Annotated in this window: 18 protein-coding genes; 7 read left to right on the top strand and 11 right to left on the bottom strand. The window is 66.9% G+C overall.

What is annotated here, in order from left to right; all coding sequences use genetic code 11:
• Window positions 1–23: 23 nt before the first annotated feature.
• The 5 genes from QM748_RS15010 to QM748_RS15030 form a co-directional block, all read right to left on the bottom strand.
• Window positions 24–599 carry a PIN domain-containing protein gene (locus QM748_RS15010; protein WP_415247714.1) on the bottom strand — a complete coding sequence of 192 codons (576 nt, stop codon included), beginning with the start codon at window positions 597–599 and terminating at the stop codon, window positions 24–26.
• Window positions 596–1,063 carry a helix-turn-helix domain-containing protein gene (locus QM748_RS15015; RefSeq protein WP_415247715.1) on the bottom strand — a complete coding sequence of 156 codons (468 nt, stop codon included), beginning with the start codon at window positions 1,061–1,063 and terminating at the stop codon, window positions 596–598. Before QM748_RS15015 ends, QM748_RS15010 begins: the two co-directional genes overlap by 4 nt.
• Window positions 1,064–1,154: 91 nt before the next feature.
• Window positions 1,155–1,466 carry a helix-turn-helix domain-containing protein gene (locus tag QM748_RS15020; protein ID WP_415247716.1) on the bottom strand — a complete coding sequence of 104 codons (312 nt, stop codon included), beginning with the start codon at window positions 1,464–1,466 and terminating at the stop codon, window positions 1,155–1,157.
• A 52-nt stretch (window positions 1,467–1,518) separates the two neighbouring features.
• Window positions 1,519–2,778: a tyrosine-type recombinase/integrase gene (locus QM748_RS15025; protein ID WP_415247717.1), complete on the bottom strand. Its 1,260-nt coding sequence runs from the start codon at window positions 2,776–2,778 to the stop codon at window positions 1,519–1,521.
• Between the two features lie 210 nt (window positions 2,779–2,988).
• The gene (locus tag QM748_RS15030) at window positions 2,989–3,855 is read right to left on the bottom strand and encodes a YicC/YloC family endoribonuclease (protein WP_415247718.1); all 867 of its coding nucleotides are present in this window, start codon (window positions 3,853–3,855) and stop codon (window positions 2,989–2,991) included.
• A 92-nt stretch (window positions 3,856–3,947) separates the two neighbouring features.
• Between QM748_RS15030 and QM748_RS15035 the strand changes: the two genes are divergently transcribed.
• From QM748_RS15035 to hemW, 5 genes are read left to right on the top strand one after another with little or no spacing between them, the layout of a single operon-like run.
• Window positions 3,948–4,904: a serine/threonine protein kinase gene (locus QM748_RS15035; RefSeq protein WP_415247719.1), complete on the top strand. Its 957-nt coding sequence runs from the start codon at window positions 3,948–3,950 to the stop codon at window positions 4,902–4,904.
• An 11-nt stretch (window positions 4,905–4,915) separates the two neighbouring features.
• Window positions 4,916–5,830 (top strand): PP2C family protein-serine/threonine phosphatase, encoded by a 915-nt coding sequence (locus tag QM748_RS15040; protein ID WP_415247720.1) that lies wholly within the window; start codon window positions 4,916–4,918, stop codon window positions 5,828–5,830.
• A 9-nt stretch (window positions 5,831–5,839) separates the two neighbouring features.
• A complete protein-coding gene (rph, locus tag QM748_RS15045; RefSeq protein ID WP_415247721.1) occupies window positions 5,840–6,592 on the top strand; it encodes a ribonuclease PH in 753 nt (250 codons plus the stop codon).
• Window positions 6,589–7,194, top strand: a complete 606-nt coding sequence (gene rdgB, locus QM748_RS15050; protein WP_415247722.1) for an RdgB/HAM1 family non-canonical purine NTP pyrophosphatase — start codon at window positions 6,589–6,591, stop codon at window positions 7,192–7,194. Before rph ends, rdgB begins: the two co-directional genes overlap by 4 nt.
• A gap of 59 nt (window positions 7,195–7,253) precedes the next feature.
• A complete protein-coding gene (gene hemW, locus QM748_RS15055; protein WP_415247723.1) occupies window positions 7,254–8,471 on the top strand; it encodes a radical SAM family heme chaperone HemW in 1,218 nt (405 codons plus the stop codon).
• A 214-nt stretch (window positions 8,472–8,685) separates the two neighbouring features.
• Here hemW and QM748_RS15060 read toward each other — a convergent pair whose 3' ends face one another.
• The 5 genes from QM748_RS15060 to thiS all read right to left on the bottom strand — a co-directional run bounded on the left by QM748_RS15060 (window position 8,686) and on the right by thiS (window position 13,042).
• The gene (locus QM748_RS15060; protein ID WP_415247724.1) at window positions 8,686–9,312 is read right to left on the bottom strand and encodes a YbhB/YbcL family Raf kinase inhibitor-like protein; all 627 of its coding nucleotides are present in this window, start codon (window positions 9,310–9,312) and stop codon (window positions 8,686–8,688) included.
• 49 nt (window positions 9,313–9,361) lie between these two features.
• Window positions 9,362–11,197 (bottom strand): signal peptide peptidase SppA, encoded by a 1,836-nt coding sequence (gene sppA / locus QM748_RS15065; RefSeq protein WP_415247725.1) that lies wholly within the window; start codon window positions 11,195–11,197, stop codon window positions 9,362–9,364.
• Window positions 11,198–11,210: 13 nt separating this feature from the next.
• On the bottom strand, window positions 11,211–11,972 hold the full coding sequence (gene trmB / locus QM748_RS15070) for a tRNA (guanosine(46)-N7)-methyltransferase TrmB (RefSeq protein WP_415247726.1): 762 nt from the start codon (window positions 11,970–11,972) through the stop codon (window positions 11,211–11,213).
• Window positions 11,969–12,754: a thiazole synthase gene (locus tag QM748_RS15075; protein ID WP_415247727.1), complete on the bottom strand. Its 786-nt coding sequence runs from the start codon at window positions 12,752–12,754 to the stop codon at window positions 11,969–11,971. Before QM748_RS15075 ends, trmB begins: the two co-directional genes overlap by 4 nt.
• An 84-nt stretch (window positions 12,755–12,838) precedes the next feature.
• On the bottom strand, window positions 12,839–13,042 hold the full coding sequence (thiS, locus tag QM748_RS15080) for a sulfur carrier protein ThiS (protein WP_415247728.1): 204 nt from the start codon (window positions 13,040–13,042) through the stop codon (window positions 12,839–12,841).
• 198 nt (window positions 13,043–13,240) lie between these two features.
• Here thiS and metX point away from each other — a divergent pair, with 198 nt between their 5' ends.
• On the top strand, window positions 13,241–14,368 hold the full coding sequence (metX, locus tag QM748_RS15085; protein ID WP_415247729.1) for a homoserine O-succinyltransferase MetX: 1,128 nt from the start codon (window positions 13,241–13,243) through the stop codon (window positions 14,366–14,368).
• 1 nt (window position 14,369) lies between these two features.
• Window positions 14,370–14,960, top strand: a complete 591-nt coding sequence (gene metW / locus QM748_RS15090; RefSeq protein WP_415247730.1) for a methionine biosynthesis protein MetW — start codon at window positions 14,370–14,372, stop codon at window positions 14,958–14,960.
• 121 nt (window positions 14,961–15,081) lie between these two features.
• On the opposite strand, the gene QM748_RS15095 is transcribed toward metW, so the two are convergent.
• Window positions 15,082–15,399, bottom strand: a complete 318-nt coding sequence (locus tag QM748_RS15095; RefSeq protein ID WP_415247731.1) for a hypothetical protein — start codon at window positions 15,397–15,399, stop codon at window positions 15,082–15,084.
• Window positions 15,400–15,479 lie beyond the last annotated feature (80 nt).

Here is a 15,479-nt window from a genome sequence, read left to right on the forward strand (position 1 = left end):
GTCAGTAGACCTTATTGGGTTCGTCAGAGAATGGCTCGATAGGTTGCAAGGGCCTTGACGGTCTGGACCAGACCCTGTCGCAGCAATGCTTCGAGGTAGCGGTCAACATCCAGCGGCGGGCTTTTCAGCTGCGCCCGCTGCTTCTGCGCGGCCGATACGACTGCTGCCGCATCCAGGTCGAGCAGGTTGTCAATGAACAGATCGGGATGCTGCGCCTCGATGCCGAAGGGCGCGAGCGCTGCCTGCGGAAAATCCTTCCCGTTGAAGGTCACGATGACGCTGGCACTGCAACGGATGGCCGCAGCCAGGACATGGCGGTCGTCCGGGTCTGGCAGGCGTAGTCCGGCGATGAGCGCTTCGTAATCCGAAACCAGGCCATCCGGGATGGCCTGGTCCATCAATGCCGATGTGCGGTCAATCTGATCCGGGCGAAGATCCGGCCGGTTGATCAGCAGGTTGCGTTTCCATTCCTCGTGGATCTGCGTGCTCCAACGCGCCCGGAAGCGGCCAGAAAGACCCAGCCACATGAGGAAGTCCCGCAGCGGCGCCGGGTACAACACGCACGCGTCGTAGACGGCCGTGAATGGCGACTGCCTCATTCGTAGCCCATGCTCAGTTCCTGAGCCTGCTTCGCCAATGCTGCCATGGCGTCTTCGCTGGCTTGGTCTCTCTGGGCCTTGAACTGCATCAGATCGGCAAAGCGGACGCGCCGATGCTTGCCGGCCCTGTGGAAGGGCAGAGCCCCCTCTTCGAGCAGCTTGACCAAGTGTGGCCGGGACACATTGAGCATGTCGGCGGCCTCCTGGGTCGTGAGTTCGGCATGAACCGGCACCACCTTGACGGCATTGCCTTCGGCGAGTTCCGCCAAGATGTCCACCAGCAGGCGCAGTGCGGACGTGGGCAACTCCACCCGATGGGCCTGGTTCTTGTCGTCGAAGATCTGGATCTGCTGCGTTTCCAGGCGCGTGGCCAGAAAGGCGGCCAAGGCTCGCTGTCCTTCCAGGGCGGCCTGCACCTCACGCTCGACGGGCAGCGACACGTTGACAAGGGCGGCGGTGGACATGATGGCTTCCTGCATCTGAAGATCAATGTGGAGGATTTTATTCGAAACAAACGAAAATCGCAATAAACGAAAATGACCGGGCGGTGACAGGCTACGGACGCCTCTGACGCGGCGCTCGCTGCCGCTGGGTGGCAAGTTCGGCCCGCTCCATCTGTGCGATGGATTGACGCTTGAGCACGAAAAGGTGTTCCAACTCATCCACCAGCCCCAGTGACTGGACCACACGAACCACCGTTTCCAATGAGCACTGGCCGCTGCTTTCCAATTTGCGCAGCGCTCCCAGCGACAGGCCAGCCATCTGCGCCAATTCACGCTGAGGGAGCCCTTGAGCCAATCGCTGCAAGCGCAGACGCTGGCCCATGGTCCGGAGGATTTCGTTGGCGGTTGCCAGGGCAAAGATCATTTTTCTGATCCTCAACGCGTCTTCTGACAGGTAAGTGTCATTACTTTGGTACTTACTCGGCAGTGGTGCCGCAGCTTCTGAAAGAGGAGGAGACTGTTTCCAGCAGTTGCGCCCATCGATCCAACGCCACCTTGCGCTCCTCGAAGTAGTCGTACTGGTTGTAGACGCCCTCGACATCGCGCACCTTGTGGTTCAGCGCCCGCTCTGCGACGAAGCGGTCCACGCCCAGCGCGGCCATGTGGGTGCGGGCCGTGCGGCGCATGTCATGCACGGTGAAGTGCTCGATGTCGTCCAGCGGCAGGCGGCGCAGCGCGACGTTGAGCGTGTCCGGGCTGATGTGGCCGAAGCGGTTCCGCCTCGGCACGCCGCCTTTCATGTGGATCAACCGGCGCGTAGGGAACAGGTACTCGCTGTTGCAGGAGAACACCTGGACCTCCTCCAGCCACCGCAGGACCGGCGCCGCGAGCGGGATGTCGATGGACTGGTTCATCTTCGTGCGCGACGGGTGCAGCGACCAGACGCCGCGCTTCAGGTCGAACTCGCTCCACCGGGCCGACAGCAACTCCATCTTGCGCACGCACAGGGCGAGCAGCAGCCATATGGCCAGCTCGTTCTGGCGGCCGAAGTTCGGCGTGCCCTGCATGGCCTTGGCGAACGCAGCGAGTTCATCGCGGTTCAGCCAGCGCTGCCGCGACGCCTCGGTGCCACCTGCGTCGGAAATCTCGAAGCCGGAGACGGGGTTGGCATCGATCCAGCGGCGCTTCACGGCGAAGTGGAACATGCGAAAGAGGTAGCGCAGCGCATCGTTGGCGACGGTCGGCGCGCCTGCGGCGAGGATGCGGGTGAGCACTTTGTCGATGTGCAGTGGCCGGACCTCCGCCACGCCCAGCTTGCCGACCACGGGCTCGATATGGCGACGGACGACGCGCAGAACGACTTCGGGGTGCTTGTAGGTCTTGGCGATGTGGCGGTCGTACCAGGCCTGGGCGAGGGAGGCCACAGTGGTTTGCTCCTGGGCCTTGAGCCGTTCGGCGCGCTTCTCGGCGGCGACGTCCACGCCCTGCTGGATGCGTGCCCGGTTCAGACGGGCCGCTTCGCGGGCGTCCTTGAGCGACAGGTCAGGGTAGCGGCCGAGCACCTTCTCTCGGGCAACGCCGCCGAAGCGATAGCGAAGAACCCAGGAGGCCCTACCCTTCAGTGCACTGGCGGTGGTGGCCACGAAGGTCAGGCCGTTGCCAATGCCCCGGTCGACGGGGCCGGTGTTGAGCCAGGCTCGCAGCGTCTTGTCGGTGACGCGTTCGGTTTCAGTCATGGTGCGATCTCCACAGCGATTCACGAGGAATCTGTGGGGGAAAAATTCGGGCGCTGCCCCCGAAACCATGGGGAAGCAAATTTCCCCCACGATTTCCCCCACAGAAATCGTGCGCTACGCTGAAATCGCCTGCTACCTCATGACACCCATTGCCACGCTAACCAACTGATTTTCAAGGAGTTTTCGGGTGGCATGTGCCATCCTGAAACTTCACTCTATGTTCTGCACCTGCTCCCGCATCTGCTCGATCAACACCTTCATCTCCATCGCAATACCCGTAATGTCCGTCGCCGGCGACTTCGACGCCAGCGTGTTCGCTTCCCGATTCAGCTCCTGCATCAGGAAATCCAGCCGCTTGCCCGCCGCTCCGGGCGACTTGAGGATGCGCTCGACTTCGTCGAGATGGGTGCTCAAGCGAGTCAGCTCCTCCGCAACATCGATACGCTGGACGTAGAGGGCAACTTCCTGGCGGATGCGGTCCTCGTCCAGGCTGGCGACGGCATCGCGCAGCTTGGCGGTGAGGCGGTCCTGGTATTCGGCGACGATGGCGGGCATGCGCGGCGAGGCGGTGGCGACCAGTTCACGCATGCGGGCGACGCGTTCGCGGATGGCATCGGCGAGCTTTTCGCCTTCGCGCTGGCGGGTGGCGACGAGTTCGTCGAGGGCAGCGTCAGCCAGCGCGCGGATGTGCGGCAGCAGCTCGTCGAAGCCGAGACTGTCGTCGGCGAGCATGCCGGGCCAGCGCAGCAGTTCGTTCACCGACAGCGGCGCGGCGTCGGGGAAACGCGCGCGCAGCGTGGCTTGCGCTTCGGCGAGCTGGTCGGCGAGCGTGCCGTTCAGCGCCAGGCTGCGCGGGGCACTATGGCCGGCCTGCAGATTCAGGCGGCATTCGACCTTGCCGCGGCCGAGACGGGCGCTGATGCGTTCGCGGATGGCAGGTTCGGCCTGGCGCAGGTCGTCGACGATGCGGAAGCCGAGGTCGAGATAGCGCGAATTCACGCTGCGCAGTTCGAGGTGCAGGCTAACGCTGCCCAGATCGCGGGTTTGGACCGCGAAGCCGGTCATGCTTTGGATCATCGGGGGTCTCCGGGAACCCGGCGCGATGGATTACACTGCGGGTCCCACTCAGGAAAGAGGCTGGGAAAGCCCGGATTCTAGCGCCCACGAAGATGCCGCCTCAAGCCAACTGCGCGCTGCCCGCAGGCTTCCAGCTCGATCAGTACCGCATCGACCGCCAGTTGTCGCTGGGCGGGTTCTCGATCGTGTACCTGGCATATGACGAAGTGGGCACGCCGGTGGCGATCAAGGAGTACCTGCCCAACTCGCTTGCGCTGCGCAAGGACGGCGAGATCGAGCCCCAGGTGTCGGAGGAGCATCTGCCCGCCTTCCGCTACGGCATGAAGTGCTTTTTCGAGGAAGGGCGCTCGCTGGCGAAGCTGATGCACCCCAACGTGGTCCGCGTGCTGAACTTCTTCCGCGCCAACGGCACGGTGTACATGGTGATGCAGTTCGAACGCGGCCGCACGCTGCACGACATGATCCAGAAGCATCGCGGCGAACTGAAGGAATCCTTCATCCGCACGGTGTTCGTGCGCATGCTCAACGGCCTGCGCGAGGTGCATGCGCACAAGCTGCTGCACCTGGACATCAAGCCTTCCAACATCTACCTGCGCGCCGACGGCACGCCGGTGCTGCTCGACTTCGGCGCCTCGCGCCAGACGCTGGCGAACGACCTGCCGGTGCTGAAACCCATGTACACCCCCGGCTTCGCCGCACCCGAGCAGTACGACCGCCGCGACCAGCTCGGCCCCTGGAGCGACGTCTACAGCGTCGGCGCCGCGCTGCATGCCTGCATCGTCGGCAAGGCGCCGCCGCGCGCGGACGAGCGCGTCAAGCACGACACGCTGCAGCCGCTCAGCAGGACGCACGCGGAAAAGTACAGCGCGCAGTTGCTCGGGCTGGTGGACTGGTGCCTGCAGCTCGATCCGCTGGCGCGGCCGCAGAGCGTCTATGCGCTGCAGAAGGCCCTGGTGCAGAAAGCCACGGCCACCACCGAAGCCACCCCGCACACCCGCTGGTTCACCGATCTCGGCAGCCGGCTCAAGGCCTTCGTCGGCCGCAGTTGAAGGAAGGCAGCATGCGATTCACCATCTACCAGGAAAGCCGCACCGGCCGGCGCAGCGCCAACCAGGACCGCATCGCCTACTGCTATTCGCGCGATGCGCTGCTGATGCTCGTCGCCGACGGCATGGGCGGACACCAGCACGGCGAACTGGCGGCCCACATCGCCGCGCAGTACGTCACCCAGGCCTTCCAGCGCGACGCCCACCCCGCGCTGGCCGACCCGCTGCACTTCCTGTCGCGCGCGCTGAGCGGCGCCCACCACGCCATCCTCGACGACAGCTTCGACCGTAATCTCGCCGAAGCGCCACGCACGACGATCGTCGCCTGCGTGGTCCAGTACGGCACCGCCTGGTGGGCGCACGCGGGCGATTCCCGCCTCTACCTGCTGCGCCGCGACCGCATCCTGGAGCAGACGCGCGACCATTCGCGCGTGCAGCTGCTGCTCGAACAAGGTGTCATCACCGCCGACGAGGCGGCCAGCCACCCCGGACGCAACCGCATCTACTCCTGCCTCGGCGGCACGCACGCGCCGCAGATCGAATATTCGGAGCCCTTCACGCTCAAGGACGGCGATCTCATCGCGCTGTGCAGCGACGGCCTGTGGGGCCCGCTGGACAACGACACCATCGTGCTCGGCCTGAATGGCGCCCCGCCTGCCGAGGCGGTGCCGCAGCTGCTCGACCGGGCGGAATTCCACGGCGGCGACAAGGCCGACAACCTGTCGCTGGTGGCCATGTGCTGGCACGACGACATCGGCGCGGCTCAGCCCGACGCCATTTCGACGCAGACCATGTCGCTCGACGACTTCGCCACCGAGATGGAGCTTTCCAGCCGCGGCAGCGGCCGCCTCGCCGACCTCGACGAGGACGAGATCGAACGCGCGATCCGCGAGATCAACGCCGCCATCCACAAATTCGACAAACGATAGGACATCCCCATGCGACCCAGCCAGCGCCAACACGACGAACTCCGCAAGGTCCGCCTCACCCGCGGCTTCACCTGCCATGCCGAAGGCTCGGTGCTGGTCGAATTCGGCAATACCCGCGTGCTGTGCACCGCCAGCGTCGAGGAGAGCGTGCCCGGCTTCCTGCGCGGCAAGGGCCAGGGCTGGCTGACCGCCGAATACGGCATGCTGCCGCGCGCCACCCACACCCGCGGCGCGCGTGAAGCGGCCAAGGGCAAGCAGACCGGCCGCACGCAGGAAATCCAGCGCCTGATCGGCCGCAGCCTGCGCGCGGTGGTCGATCTCGCCGCGCTGGGCGAGCGCCAGATCATCATAGACTGCGACGTGCTGCAGGCCGACGGCGGCACCCGCACCGCCGCCATCACCGGCGCCTGCGTCGCGGTGCACGACGCCATCGGCGGCCTGGTCGCCGCCGGCAAGCTGGCGCGCAATCCGATGCGCGAATTCGTCGCCGCGGTATCGGTCGGCATCCACCAGGGCACGCCGGTGCTCGACCTGGACTACGCCGAAGACTCGGGCTGCGACACCGACATGAACGTGGTCATGACCGAAAGCGGCGGCCTCATCGAAGTGCAGGGCACGGCCGAAGGCGCGGCCTTCTCGCGCGCCGAGCTGGACGCCCTGCTCGACCTCGCCGAAGGCGGCATCCGCCGTCTGGTCGAGCTGCAGCGCGCCGCCCTGAGTGATGCCACGACCCATGGCACCGACACGAGGAGCACGACATGAGCAAACGATTGATCCTGGCCAGCAACAACGCCAAGAAGGCGGCCGAAATGCAGGCCCTGCTCGCACCGCTGGGCATCGAGATCATCCCGCAGAGCGCGCTGGGCGTCAGCGAAGCCGAAGAGCCCCACCTCACCTTCGTCGAAAACGCCCTCGCCAAGGCCCGCCACGCCGCCGCGGCCACCGGCCTGCCGGCGGTCGCCGACGATTCCGGCCTGTGCGTCGCGGCGCTGGGCGGCGCGCCCGGCGTGCAGTCGGCCCGCTTCGCCGGCGAGCCGAAGTCCGACGCGCGCAACAACGCCCTGCTGCTGGAAAAACTCGCCGGCTTTCCCGCTCTCGGACAGCGCAGCGCCTATTTCTGCTCGGTGGTGGTGCTGGTGCGCCACGCCGACGACCCGCAGCCGCTGATCGCCGACGGCGAATGGCACGGCCAGATCCTCAGCGCCGAGCGCGGCGAAGGCGGCTTCGGCTACGACCCGCTGTTCTGGCTGCCCGAGCTCGAACAGACCGCCGCCGAGCTCGACGCCGCCTTGAAGAACACCCTCAGCCACCGCGGCGCGGCGATGCGCCACCTGCTCGCCCGCCTCGAATCACACCCGCTGTAAGCCGCCGGGCGGGCCAGGCGCGCAGTCCGGCGCCGCTCCGCCCGGCCCTGGACCCTGCCGTGACCCGTCGCATCATCCCGCTCACCCCCGCCCCGGCGGCGCGCACCGTGCCGCTGCCGCAGCGCCCTCAACTCGATGCCCCGCCGCCGCTGGCGCTGTACGTGCATTTCCCCTGGTGCGTGCGCAAGTGCCCCTACTGCGACTTCAACTCGCACGCGCCGCGCGACGGCGGCATTCCGGAACAGGCCTGGCTCGACGCCGTGCTCGCCGACCTGCAGCACGCGCTGCCGCAGGTCTGGGGCCGGCGGGTCCATAGCATCTTCATCGGCGGCGGCACGCCCAGCCTGATGTCGGCGCCCACGCTCGACGCCCTGCTCACCAGCGTCCGCATGCTGCTGCAACTCGACCCGCTGGCAGAGATCACCCTCGAAGCCAACCCCGGCACCGTCGAAGCCGAGCGCTTCCGCGACTACCGCGCCGCAGGTATCAATCGCATCTCGCTCGGCATCCAGAGCTTCGACGACGCCATGCTGGCCAGGATCGGCCGCATCCACGGCGGCGATGAAGCGAAACGCGCGATCGAGGCCGCCACCACGCATTTCGAGCGCGTGAATCTCGACCTGATGTACGCCCTGCCCGGCCAGACCCTGGAGCAGGCGCTGGCCGACCTGGACACCGCGATCGGCTTCGGCACCGAACACCTGTCCTGTTACCACCTGACGCTGGAGCCGAACACCCCGTTCGCCCACGACCCGCCGCCGCTGCCCGATGACGACAGCGCCGCCGACATGCAGGAAGCCATCGAAACCCGCCTCGCCGCCGCCGGCTTCGCGCACTACGAAACCTCCGCCTTCGCCCGCCCGCACGGCCAGAGCCGGCACAACCTCAACTACTGGACTTTCGGCGACTACCTCGGCATCGGCCCCGGCGCCCACGGCAAGCTGTCCAGCCACGAAGGCATCCGCCGCGAAATGCGCCACAAGCACCCGGCGCGCTATCTCGAAGGCGCGGCACGCGGCGATTTCGTCCAGGAGGCGCGCGAGGTCGCCGTGGCGGAACTGCCCTTCGAATTCATGATGAATGCGCTGCGCCTGACCGATGGCGTGCCGGCCAAGCTGTTTGCGGCACGTACCGGCATTCCGCTAGAAGCGATCGGCGACAAGCTGCGCGCGGCGCAGGAACAGGGGCTATTGGAAACCGGCAGCGACCGCATCAAGCCCAGCGCGCGCGGGCAACGGTTCCTGAACGACCTGTTGCAGGTTTTTCTGGACGACTGAAACGAGAGCACAGGGGCTCCGGCGAATCAGGAAAAGCGCCCTGGTCCAGGCACCTCTACCGCTGGAAACAGTACAAGGCCGGATGGGGACTTCGGGAACGGGCGAGGACTGTCCGAGCCCGCAGGGCGAGTTCCGCAGCCCCGGAACGAAGTCCCCACCCGGCCCCCACCTCAAGAAAAGGACGGAAACGGGTGGGGCCGGGAACGACGCAATATCAGAGCAGCGACGGATTCAGCGTATACGTCCCCGTGATGCGCGCTTCCGCCAGCACATGGCCTTCGATTGCATCACGCACCTCCTGGCCGGTGAAACGGCCTTCGACCGGGCAGTTGGCCACGTCCAGCGCGTACAGCGTGAACACGTAGTGGTGCACCAGTTCGTCGTTCCACGGCGGGCAGGGGCCGTCGTAGCCGTAGTAGTCGCCCTTCATCGCCTCGTCGCCGGCAAACCAGGCGGTGTAGTCGTTGATGCCGTGGCGGGCGCCGAGCGAAGTGTCCGGCCCCTGCTTGCCGCCCGGCGTCACTTCGTTGGAGAACTGGCCGGCATCGATGGAACGCAGGTCGGGCGGCAGATCGACCAGCACCCAGTGGAAGAAATCCACCCGCGGCAGGTCGACCGGCACGGAGCGCCCTTCCTGGTTCACGTCGTCGCCCCTGCTCGGCACGTCGGGGTCATGGCAGATCAGCACGAAGGATTGGGTGCCCTCGGGCACGTCCCGCCACTCCAGCTGCGGATTGTGGTTGTCGCTCAGGCACACATGGCCTTCGTCGGCCGGGACGCAGAAGGCGAATTCACCCGGGATGGGGGCGTCGTCGGCGAAGCTCTGGCTGCTGAGTCTCATGCGGTCTCCTTGTTCACACTCGGGGTGGATGACACCTGCACACGCACCCTCAGGGTGCCTCGCACAGGCAATGCATGTACTGGTGCTGCGGATCGTTCCACTGCAGCAGGGCCGCTGCGGGCGCCTCCACTTCGGCCAGCAGGCGAAGCAGCGGCGACGGCGCGAGCTGCGGCAGCTCGACGCCGAACTGACCGGCAAAACCCGTCAACTTGCGCAGCAGGCGCTCCTGCAGCGATTGGCCGGGCTCGGGCCTCACCACGTCGTAATTCTCCAGTCCGGCACGCTTGGCCGCGGCGGCGACGGCCGCTTCCAGGCCACCGGTCTGGTCCACCAGGCCCAGCTCACGCGCCGCCGAACCGAGCCACACCCGGCCGCGGGCAACGGTATCGACCTCAGCCGGTTTCATGTCCCGCGCCTTGCCGACGACATCGAGGAAGCGGCGGTAGCCGTGCTCGATGCTGAGTTGCATGGCTTCGGCCGCGGCCGGGCTGAGCGGCCGGCGCGGGTCGAGCGCGCCGGCCAGCGGCGCAGTGGCCACGCCATCGATGTGGATGCCGAGCCGCTGCAGAGGTTCGGAGAACTCCGGGAACATCGCGAAGATGCCGATCGAGCCGGTCAGGGTCGCCGGCGCCGCCCAGATCTCGTCCGCGCCGGACGCGATCCAGTAGCCGCCGGATGCGGCCACCGAGCTCATCGAGGCGATGACCGGCTTGCCGGCCTTGCGCGTCAGTTCGAGTTCGCGGCGGATGACCTCGGACGCCGAGGCACTGCCGCCCGGGCTGTCGATACGCAGCACCAGCGCCCTGATCTGGTCGTCCTCGCGGACGGCACGGATCAGTTCGGCGAAGGTGTCGCCGCCGACCGCGCCGGCCGGCTCGCTGCCATCGACGATCGCCCCTTGCGCCACCAGCACCGCCACCTGCTCGCCGTGCTGCGGCTGCTTGCTGCGCGCCACGGCGAGGTAATGATCGACATCGACCACGCGCGGATCACCGTTGTGCGACTTCGTGCCGACGCGCTCGAGCAGCCGCGCGCGCCATTCGTCGCGCGTGCTGAAGTGGTCGACCAGGCCGGCGTTGCGCGCCGCCAGCGCACCATCGCCGCCCGTTGCCGCCAGCGCATCGCGATAGTTGTTCACATGGGCGTCGATCGCTTCCGGCGCCAGCTTGCGTGCCGCGGCGATGTCGTCGCGCAGCATCGCCCACACGCCGTCGAGCAGGTCGCGCGACGCGGCGCGGTCCTCGTCCGACATGTCGTTGCGGGTGAAGGGCTCGGAGAAGGACTTGTATTCGCCGACGCGGAAGACATGCATCTTCATGCCCAGCTTGTCGAGCGCATCCTTGAAATAGGCGCCGTAGCGCGACAGGCCGGTCAGCAGCACGAAGCCGTCGGGCGACAGGTGCACCTCGTCCGCGGCGGTCGCCAGGTAGTACTGCCCCTGGGTGAAGCGCTCACCGCGCGCCAGCACCGGCTTGCCCGAAGCCTTGAAGTCGAGGATGGCGGCGCGCAGTTCGCCCAGCTTGGAGAAGCCGCCGGCCAGCAGGGGGTCGGTCTCGATCACCAGCGCGCTGATACGTGCGTCGTCCTTGGCCAGGCGGACCGCTTCGAGCAGGTCGGCGAGCACGTTCTGCCCGGCGGGCGTGCCGCCGGAGGCAAGAAGGTCGAGCGGCTGGTCGAACACCGCCTGCTCGACGATGGCGCCGCCCGGACGCAGCAGCAGCGCGGAGCCGGCCGGGATCTCGGGTTCGGGGCGGAAGAAGAAGGCGACGACCATGCCGACGGCGAACACCAGCAGGGCGTAGAACAGGCCACGCACGACGAAGTCCAGCGTGCGCACGAACAGCCGCAGCGTGGCGAAGATGAAACGGAACAGGCCCCGGATCACAGGACGCCCCTCCTCAATCGGTGCGGCGGCGGAACACCAGGTCCCAGACGCCGTGGCCCAGCTTCAGGCCGCGGTTCTCGAACTTGGTCAGCGGCCGGTAGCCGGGCCGCGGCGCGAAGCCGTCGGCAGTGTTTTGCAGCAGGGGCTCGGCGGAAATCACCTCGAGCATCCAGTGCGCGTAGTCTTCCCAGTCGGTGGCGCAGTGCAGGTAGCCGCCCGGCGCCAGCTTCTGCGCGATCAGGGCGACGAAATCCGGCTGGATGATGCGGCGCTTGAAGTGGCGCTTCTTGCGCCAGGGATCGGGGAAGAACACATGCACACCGGCCAGCGCGCCGTCGGCGATCATGTCGCGCATCACCTCGACGGCGTCGTGCTGCATGATGCGCAGGTTGCTCAGATTGCCCTCGGCGACCAGCTTGCACAGCGCGCCGACGCCCGGCGTATGCACTTCGATGCCGAGGAAGTCGTGGCCGGGCATCGCCGCGGCGATCTTCGCCGTGGTCTCGCCCATGCCGAAGCCGATCTCGAGGATCTTCGGCGCCCGGCGGCCGAAGGCGGCGTCCAGGTCGAGCGGCGCCACGCGGTAGTCGATGCCGATCTGCGGCAGCATCTCGTCCAGGTAGCGCTGCTGCGCTTCGGACATGCGGCCCTGGCGCAGCACGAAGCTGCGGATGCTGCGGCTGGAGAAGCGGTGCTCGGGGCTGTCGCGGCCGATGATCTCGATACCGGCCACGGCTTGCTGCGGGTCGTGCTGCACTGCGTCCGTGTCGCTCATGAACCGATCAGCCCCTGGGTCGGCGAACTGGGGTCGGCCGAATAGAACTTGCGCGGCATGCGGCCGGCCAGGAAGGCCTCGCGGCCGGCCTCGACCGCCTTCCTCATCGCGCTCGCCATCAGCACCGGCTGGCCGGCGCCGGCGATGGCGGTGTTCATCAGCACGCCGTCGCAGCCCAGTTCCATCGCGATCGCGGCGTCCGACGCGGTGCCGACGCCGGCATCGACCAGTACCGGCACCTTGGCGTTGTCGATGATCAGGCGCAGGTTCCACGGGTTCAGGATGCCCATGCCGGAGCCGATCAGCGAGGCCAGCGGCATCACCGCGGCGCAGCCGATGTCTTCCAGCATGCGGGCCTGGATCGGATCGTCGGCGCAGTAGACCATGACGTCGAAGCCGTCCTTGACCAGGGTCTCGGCCGCCTTCAGCGTCTCCGGCATGTTGGGGAACAGGTTGCTCGGGTCGCCCAGCACCTCGAGCTTGACCAGCGCATGGCCGTCGAGCAGCTCGCGCGCCAGACGCAGCGTGCGCACCGCGTCGTCGGCGGTGTAGCAGCCGGCGGTGTTGGGCAGGATGGTGAAGCGGTCCGGCGGCAGCACGTCGAGCAGGTTGGGCTCGTCCGGGTTCTGGCCAATGTTGGTGCGGCGGATGGCGACGGTGACGATCTGCGCGCCGCTGGCGTCGATGGCCTCGCGGGTCTCGTTGAAATCCTTGTACTTGCCGGTGCCGACCAGCAGGCGCGAGCCATAGGACTTGCCGGCGATGACCAGGGGGTCGTTCATGGTGTGAAAGCCTGTGTTGTTCTCGGTGATGGGGTGGAGCTGTATCGATGTGCGCGTTGCGCGGAGGCGGCTCTGCGGCCGGACTCAGCCGCCGCCGACGGCGACGACGATCTCGACCCGGTCGCCCTCGGCGAGCTGCACCTCGGCATGGCGCGCCTTGGGCACGATGTCGCCGTTGCGCTCGACCGCCAGGCGCTTGCCGACGAGGCCGCGCGCTTCGAGCAGGCCGAGGACGGTGAGACCGGGCGCCAGCGCTTCGGGCTGGCCGTTGACGATGACCTGGATCATGAAAGTACCGATTGGTGTTGCGGAAGAAAATCTTATCATGCCCGCGGAGTTTGACTTTTCCCGCGGCGGGCGCTAAGTTCGCCCGACCTAGCGCCGATTTGATCAACAGCTTGCGGGCGCTCAACAAATACGGCTAAAGCGAGGGCACCCAGTCCGCTGCTTCAGCCGACTGGGTTTTTCGTTTTAAACGGCACGAACATGATCCAAGCTCAATCCGTCGGGGTCGTCGCACCGCAGCGGGCGGACTTCGCCGAGCCGCTCAAGCTGCGCAGCGGCGGGCAGCTCGACAACTACCATCTGGTCTACGAGACCTACGGCACGCTCAATGCCGAGCGCAGCAACGCGGTGCTGGTCTGCCACGCGCTGTCGGGCTCGCACCACCTCGCCGGCCACTATGCGGACGATCCGCACAACGTCGGCTGGTGGGACAACCTGATCGGCCCGGGCAAGCCGCTGGACACACGCAAGTTCTTCGTCATCGGCGTGAACAATCTCGGCGGCTGCTACGGCTCGTCCGGCCCCAACCAGCCGAACCCGGCCACCGGCAAGCCGTGGGGCGCCGACTTCCCCTTCGTCACCGTCGAGGACTGGGTCGAGTCGCAGGCGCGGCTGGCCGACCGGCTCGGCATCCAGCGCTTCGCCGCGGTCGTCGGCGGCAGCCTGGGCGGCATGCAGGCGCTGTCGTGGTCGCTGCAGTTCCCCGAGCGCGTCGGCCACGTCGCCGTGATCGCCGCCGCGCCCAAGCTCACCGCGCAGAACATCGCCTTCAACGAAGTCGCGCGCCAGGCCATCCTGACCGACCCCGAGTTCCACGGCGGCCACTACTACGAGCACGGCGTGGTGCCGGCGCGCGGCCTCAAGCTGGCGCGCATGGTGGGCCACATCACCTACCTGTCCGACGATTCGATGGCGGAGAAATTCGGCCGCAGCCTGCGCCATGGCCGCAATACCTACAGCTACGACGTCGAGTTCGAGATCGAGTCCTACCTGCGCTACCAGGGCGACAAGTTCGCCGGCTACTTCGACGCCAACACCTACCTGCTGACGACCAAGGCGCTGGACTACTTCGACCCCGCCTTCGACTACGGCGGCAGCCTGCCGGCCGCGCTGGCGCGCGCCAGCGCCGACTTCCTGGTGATCTCCTTCACCACCGACTGGCGCTTCTCGCCCGAGCGCTCGCGCGAGATCGTCTATGCGCTGCTGCACAACAAGCGCAACGTCTGCTACGCCGACATCGACTGCCACGCCGGCCACGATTCATTCCTGCTCGACGAAACGCGCTACCACGCGCTGCTGTCGGCCTGGTTCGACCGCATCGAGGTATGACATGACCGCCTACCGTTACGACCATGAAGTGATCGCGCAATGGATCGAGCCCGGCGAGAAGGTGCTCGACCTCGGCTGCGGCGACGGCACCCTGCTCAAACATCTGGTGGAAGTTCGCCAGGTGCAGGGCTACGGCGTCGAGAACGACCCCGACAAGCTGCAGGCCAGCGTCCGGAACGGCATCAACGTGATCCAGATGGACCTGGAGAAAGGCCTCGTCGGCCTGGAAGACGGCTTCTTCGACCACGTCATCATGAGCCTGTCGCTGCAGGCCATGCACAACACCCAGGGCATCCTGCACGAGATGCTGCGGGTGGGCCGCGAGGCGGTGGTGAGCTTCCCGAACTTCGGCTACTGGCGCCACCGCCAGAGCATCCTGAATGGCCGCATGCCGGTGTCCGAGAGCCTGCCGCACCAGTGGTACAACACCCCCAACGTGCGCTTCTTCACCATCGCCGACTTCGACGTGCTGTGCGAGATGAACGGCATCGCGGTACGCGAGCGGCTGGCGTTCGACGAAGGCAAGCTGGTGCTGGAAGAACCGAACTTCCTCGCCAGCGTGGCGGTGTATCGGCTCGGTCGGGCCACTTAGGCGAACTACCTCTCGCGCAGCAGCGGCTTTAGCTGGGGGCGCCTAGCTGGGGGCGCCTAGCCGCGACCACCGCGGCTAGAGCCGCTCCTACGGTACGGCAGTCCCCGCCAGGTAATGGAACTCAGCCGACAGTGAAACCCGCCACGTCGACCCGGACAGCCGGGCGATCGAGCGCGGCCGCCGTCACCAGGGCGAACTTCTTCGCCCATTCGGTCGCCTGCTCGAAGCGGCTTTCGCCGCCGTACTTGGCAACATTGAGGACCATGTCCAGCACCAGCACCTTGCCCATCGGGTTGGTCGGGGTGCATTCCAGCTCCTCGAACTCCTTCGCCAGCCAGCCGCGCGCCTGATCCTTGGTCATTCCCGTCACTTCGGAATCGTGCAGCGCAAAATCGTATTCGCGATTGCCACCGAACACCACGGTCACTGTGTACGACATGAAGGACTTCCTCCTCGAAGCTGGAAATTCTGGGGCCGAACTTGGCTGAATGGCGGCATTGTTGAGGCATCCGCCCGCAG

The organism is Thauera sp., from assembly GCF_047601425.1.
Classification (GTDB): Bacteria; Pseudomonadota; Gammaproteobacteria; order Burkholderiales; family Rhodocyclaceae; genus Thauera.

What these genes read in the sequence shown, in the direction of transcription:
- QM748_RS15010 (WP_415247714.1), bottom strand. Translation starts at nt 599, where the DNA reads ATGAGGCAGTCGCCATTCACGGCCGTCTACGACGCGTGCGTGTTGTAC.
- QM748_RS15015 (WP_415247715.1), bottom strand. Translation starts at nt 1,063, where the DNA reads ATGTCCACCGCCGCCCTTGTCAACGTGTCGCTGCCCGTCGAGCGTGAG.
- QM748_RS15020 (WP_415247716.1), bottom strand. Translation starts at nt 1,466, where the DNA reads ATGATCTTTGCCCTGGCAACCGCCAACGAAATCCTCCGGACCATGGGC.
- QM748_RS15025 (WP_415247717.1), bottom strand. Translation starts at nt 2,778, where the DNA reads ATGACTGAAACCGAACGCGTCACCGACAAGACGCTGCGAGCCTGGCTC.
- QM748_RS15030 (WP_415247718.1), bottom strand. Translation starts at nt 3,855, where the DNA reads ATGATCCAAAGCATGACCGGCTTCGCGGTCCAAACCCGCGATCTGGGC.
- QM748_RS15035 (WP_415247719.1), top strand. Translation starts at nt 3,948, where the DNA reads ATGCCGCCTCAAGCCAACTGCGCGCTGCCCGCAGGCTTCCAGCTCGAT.
- QM748_RS15040 (WP_415247720.1), top strand. Translation starts at nt 4,916, where the DNA reads ATGCGATTCACCATCTACCAGGAAAGCCGCACCGGCCGGCGCAGCGCC.
- rph (WP_415247721.1), top strand. Translation starts at nt 5,840, where the DNA reads ATGCGACCCAGCCAGCGCCAACACGACGAACTCCGCAAGGTCCGCCTC.
- rdgB (WP_415247722.1), top strand. Translation starts at nt 6,589, where the DNA reads ATGAGCAAACGATTGATCCTGGCCAGCAACAACGCCAAGAAGGCGGCC.
- QM748_RS15060 (WP_415247724.1), bottom strand. Translation starts at nt 9,312, where the DNA reads ATGAGACTCAGCAGCCAGAGCTTCGCCGACGACGCCCCCATCCCGGGT.
- trmB (WP_415247726.1), bottom strand. Translation starts at nt 11,972, where the DNA reads ATGAGCGACACGGACGCAGTGCAGCACGACCCGCAGCAAGCCGTGGCC.
- QM748_RS15075 (WP_415247727.1), bottom strand. Translation starts at nt 12,754, where the DNA reads ATGAACGACCCCCTGGTCATCGCCGGCAAGTCCTATGGCTCGCGCCTG.
- thiS (WP_415247728.1), bottom strand. Translation starts at nt 13,042, where the DNA reads ATGATCCAGGTCATCGTCAACGGCCAGCCCGAAGCGCTGGCGCCCGGT.
- metX (WP_415247729.1), top strand. Translation starts at nt 13,241, where the DNA reads ATGATCCAAGCTCAATCCGTCGGGGTCGTCGCACCGCAGCGGGCGGAC.
- metW (WP_415247730.1), top strand. Translation starts at nt 14,370, where the DNA reads ATGACCGCCTACCGTTACGACCATGAAGTGATCGCGCAATGGATCGAG.
- QM748_RS15095 (WP_415247731.1), bottom strand. Translation starts at nt 15,399, where the DNA reads ATGTCGTACACAGTGACCGTGGTGTTCGGTGGCAATCGCGAATACGAT.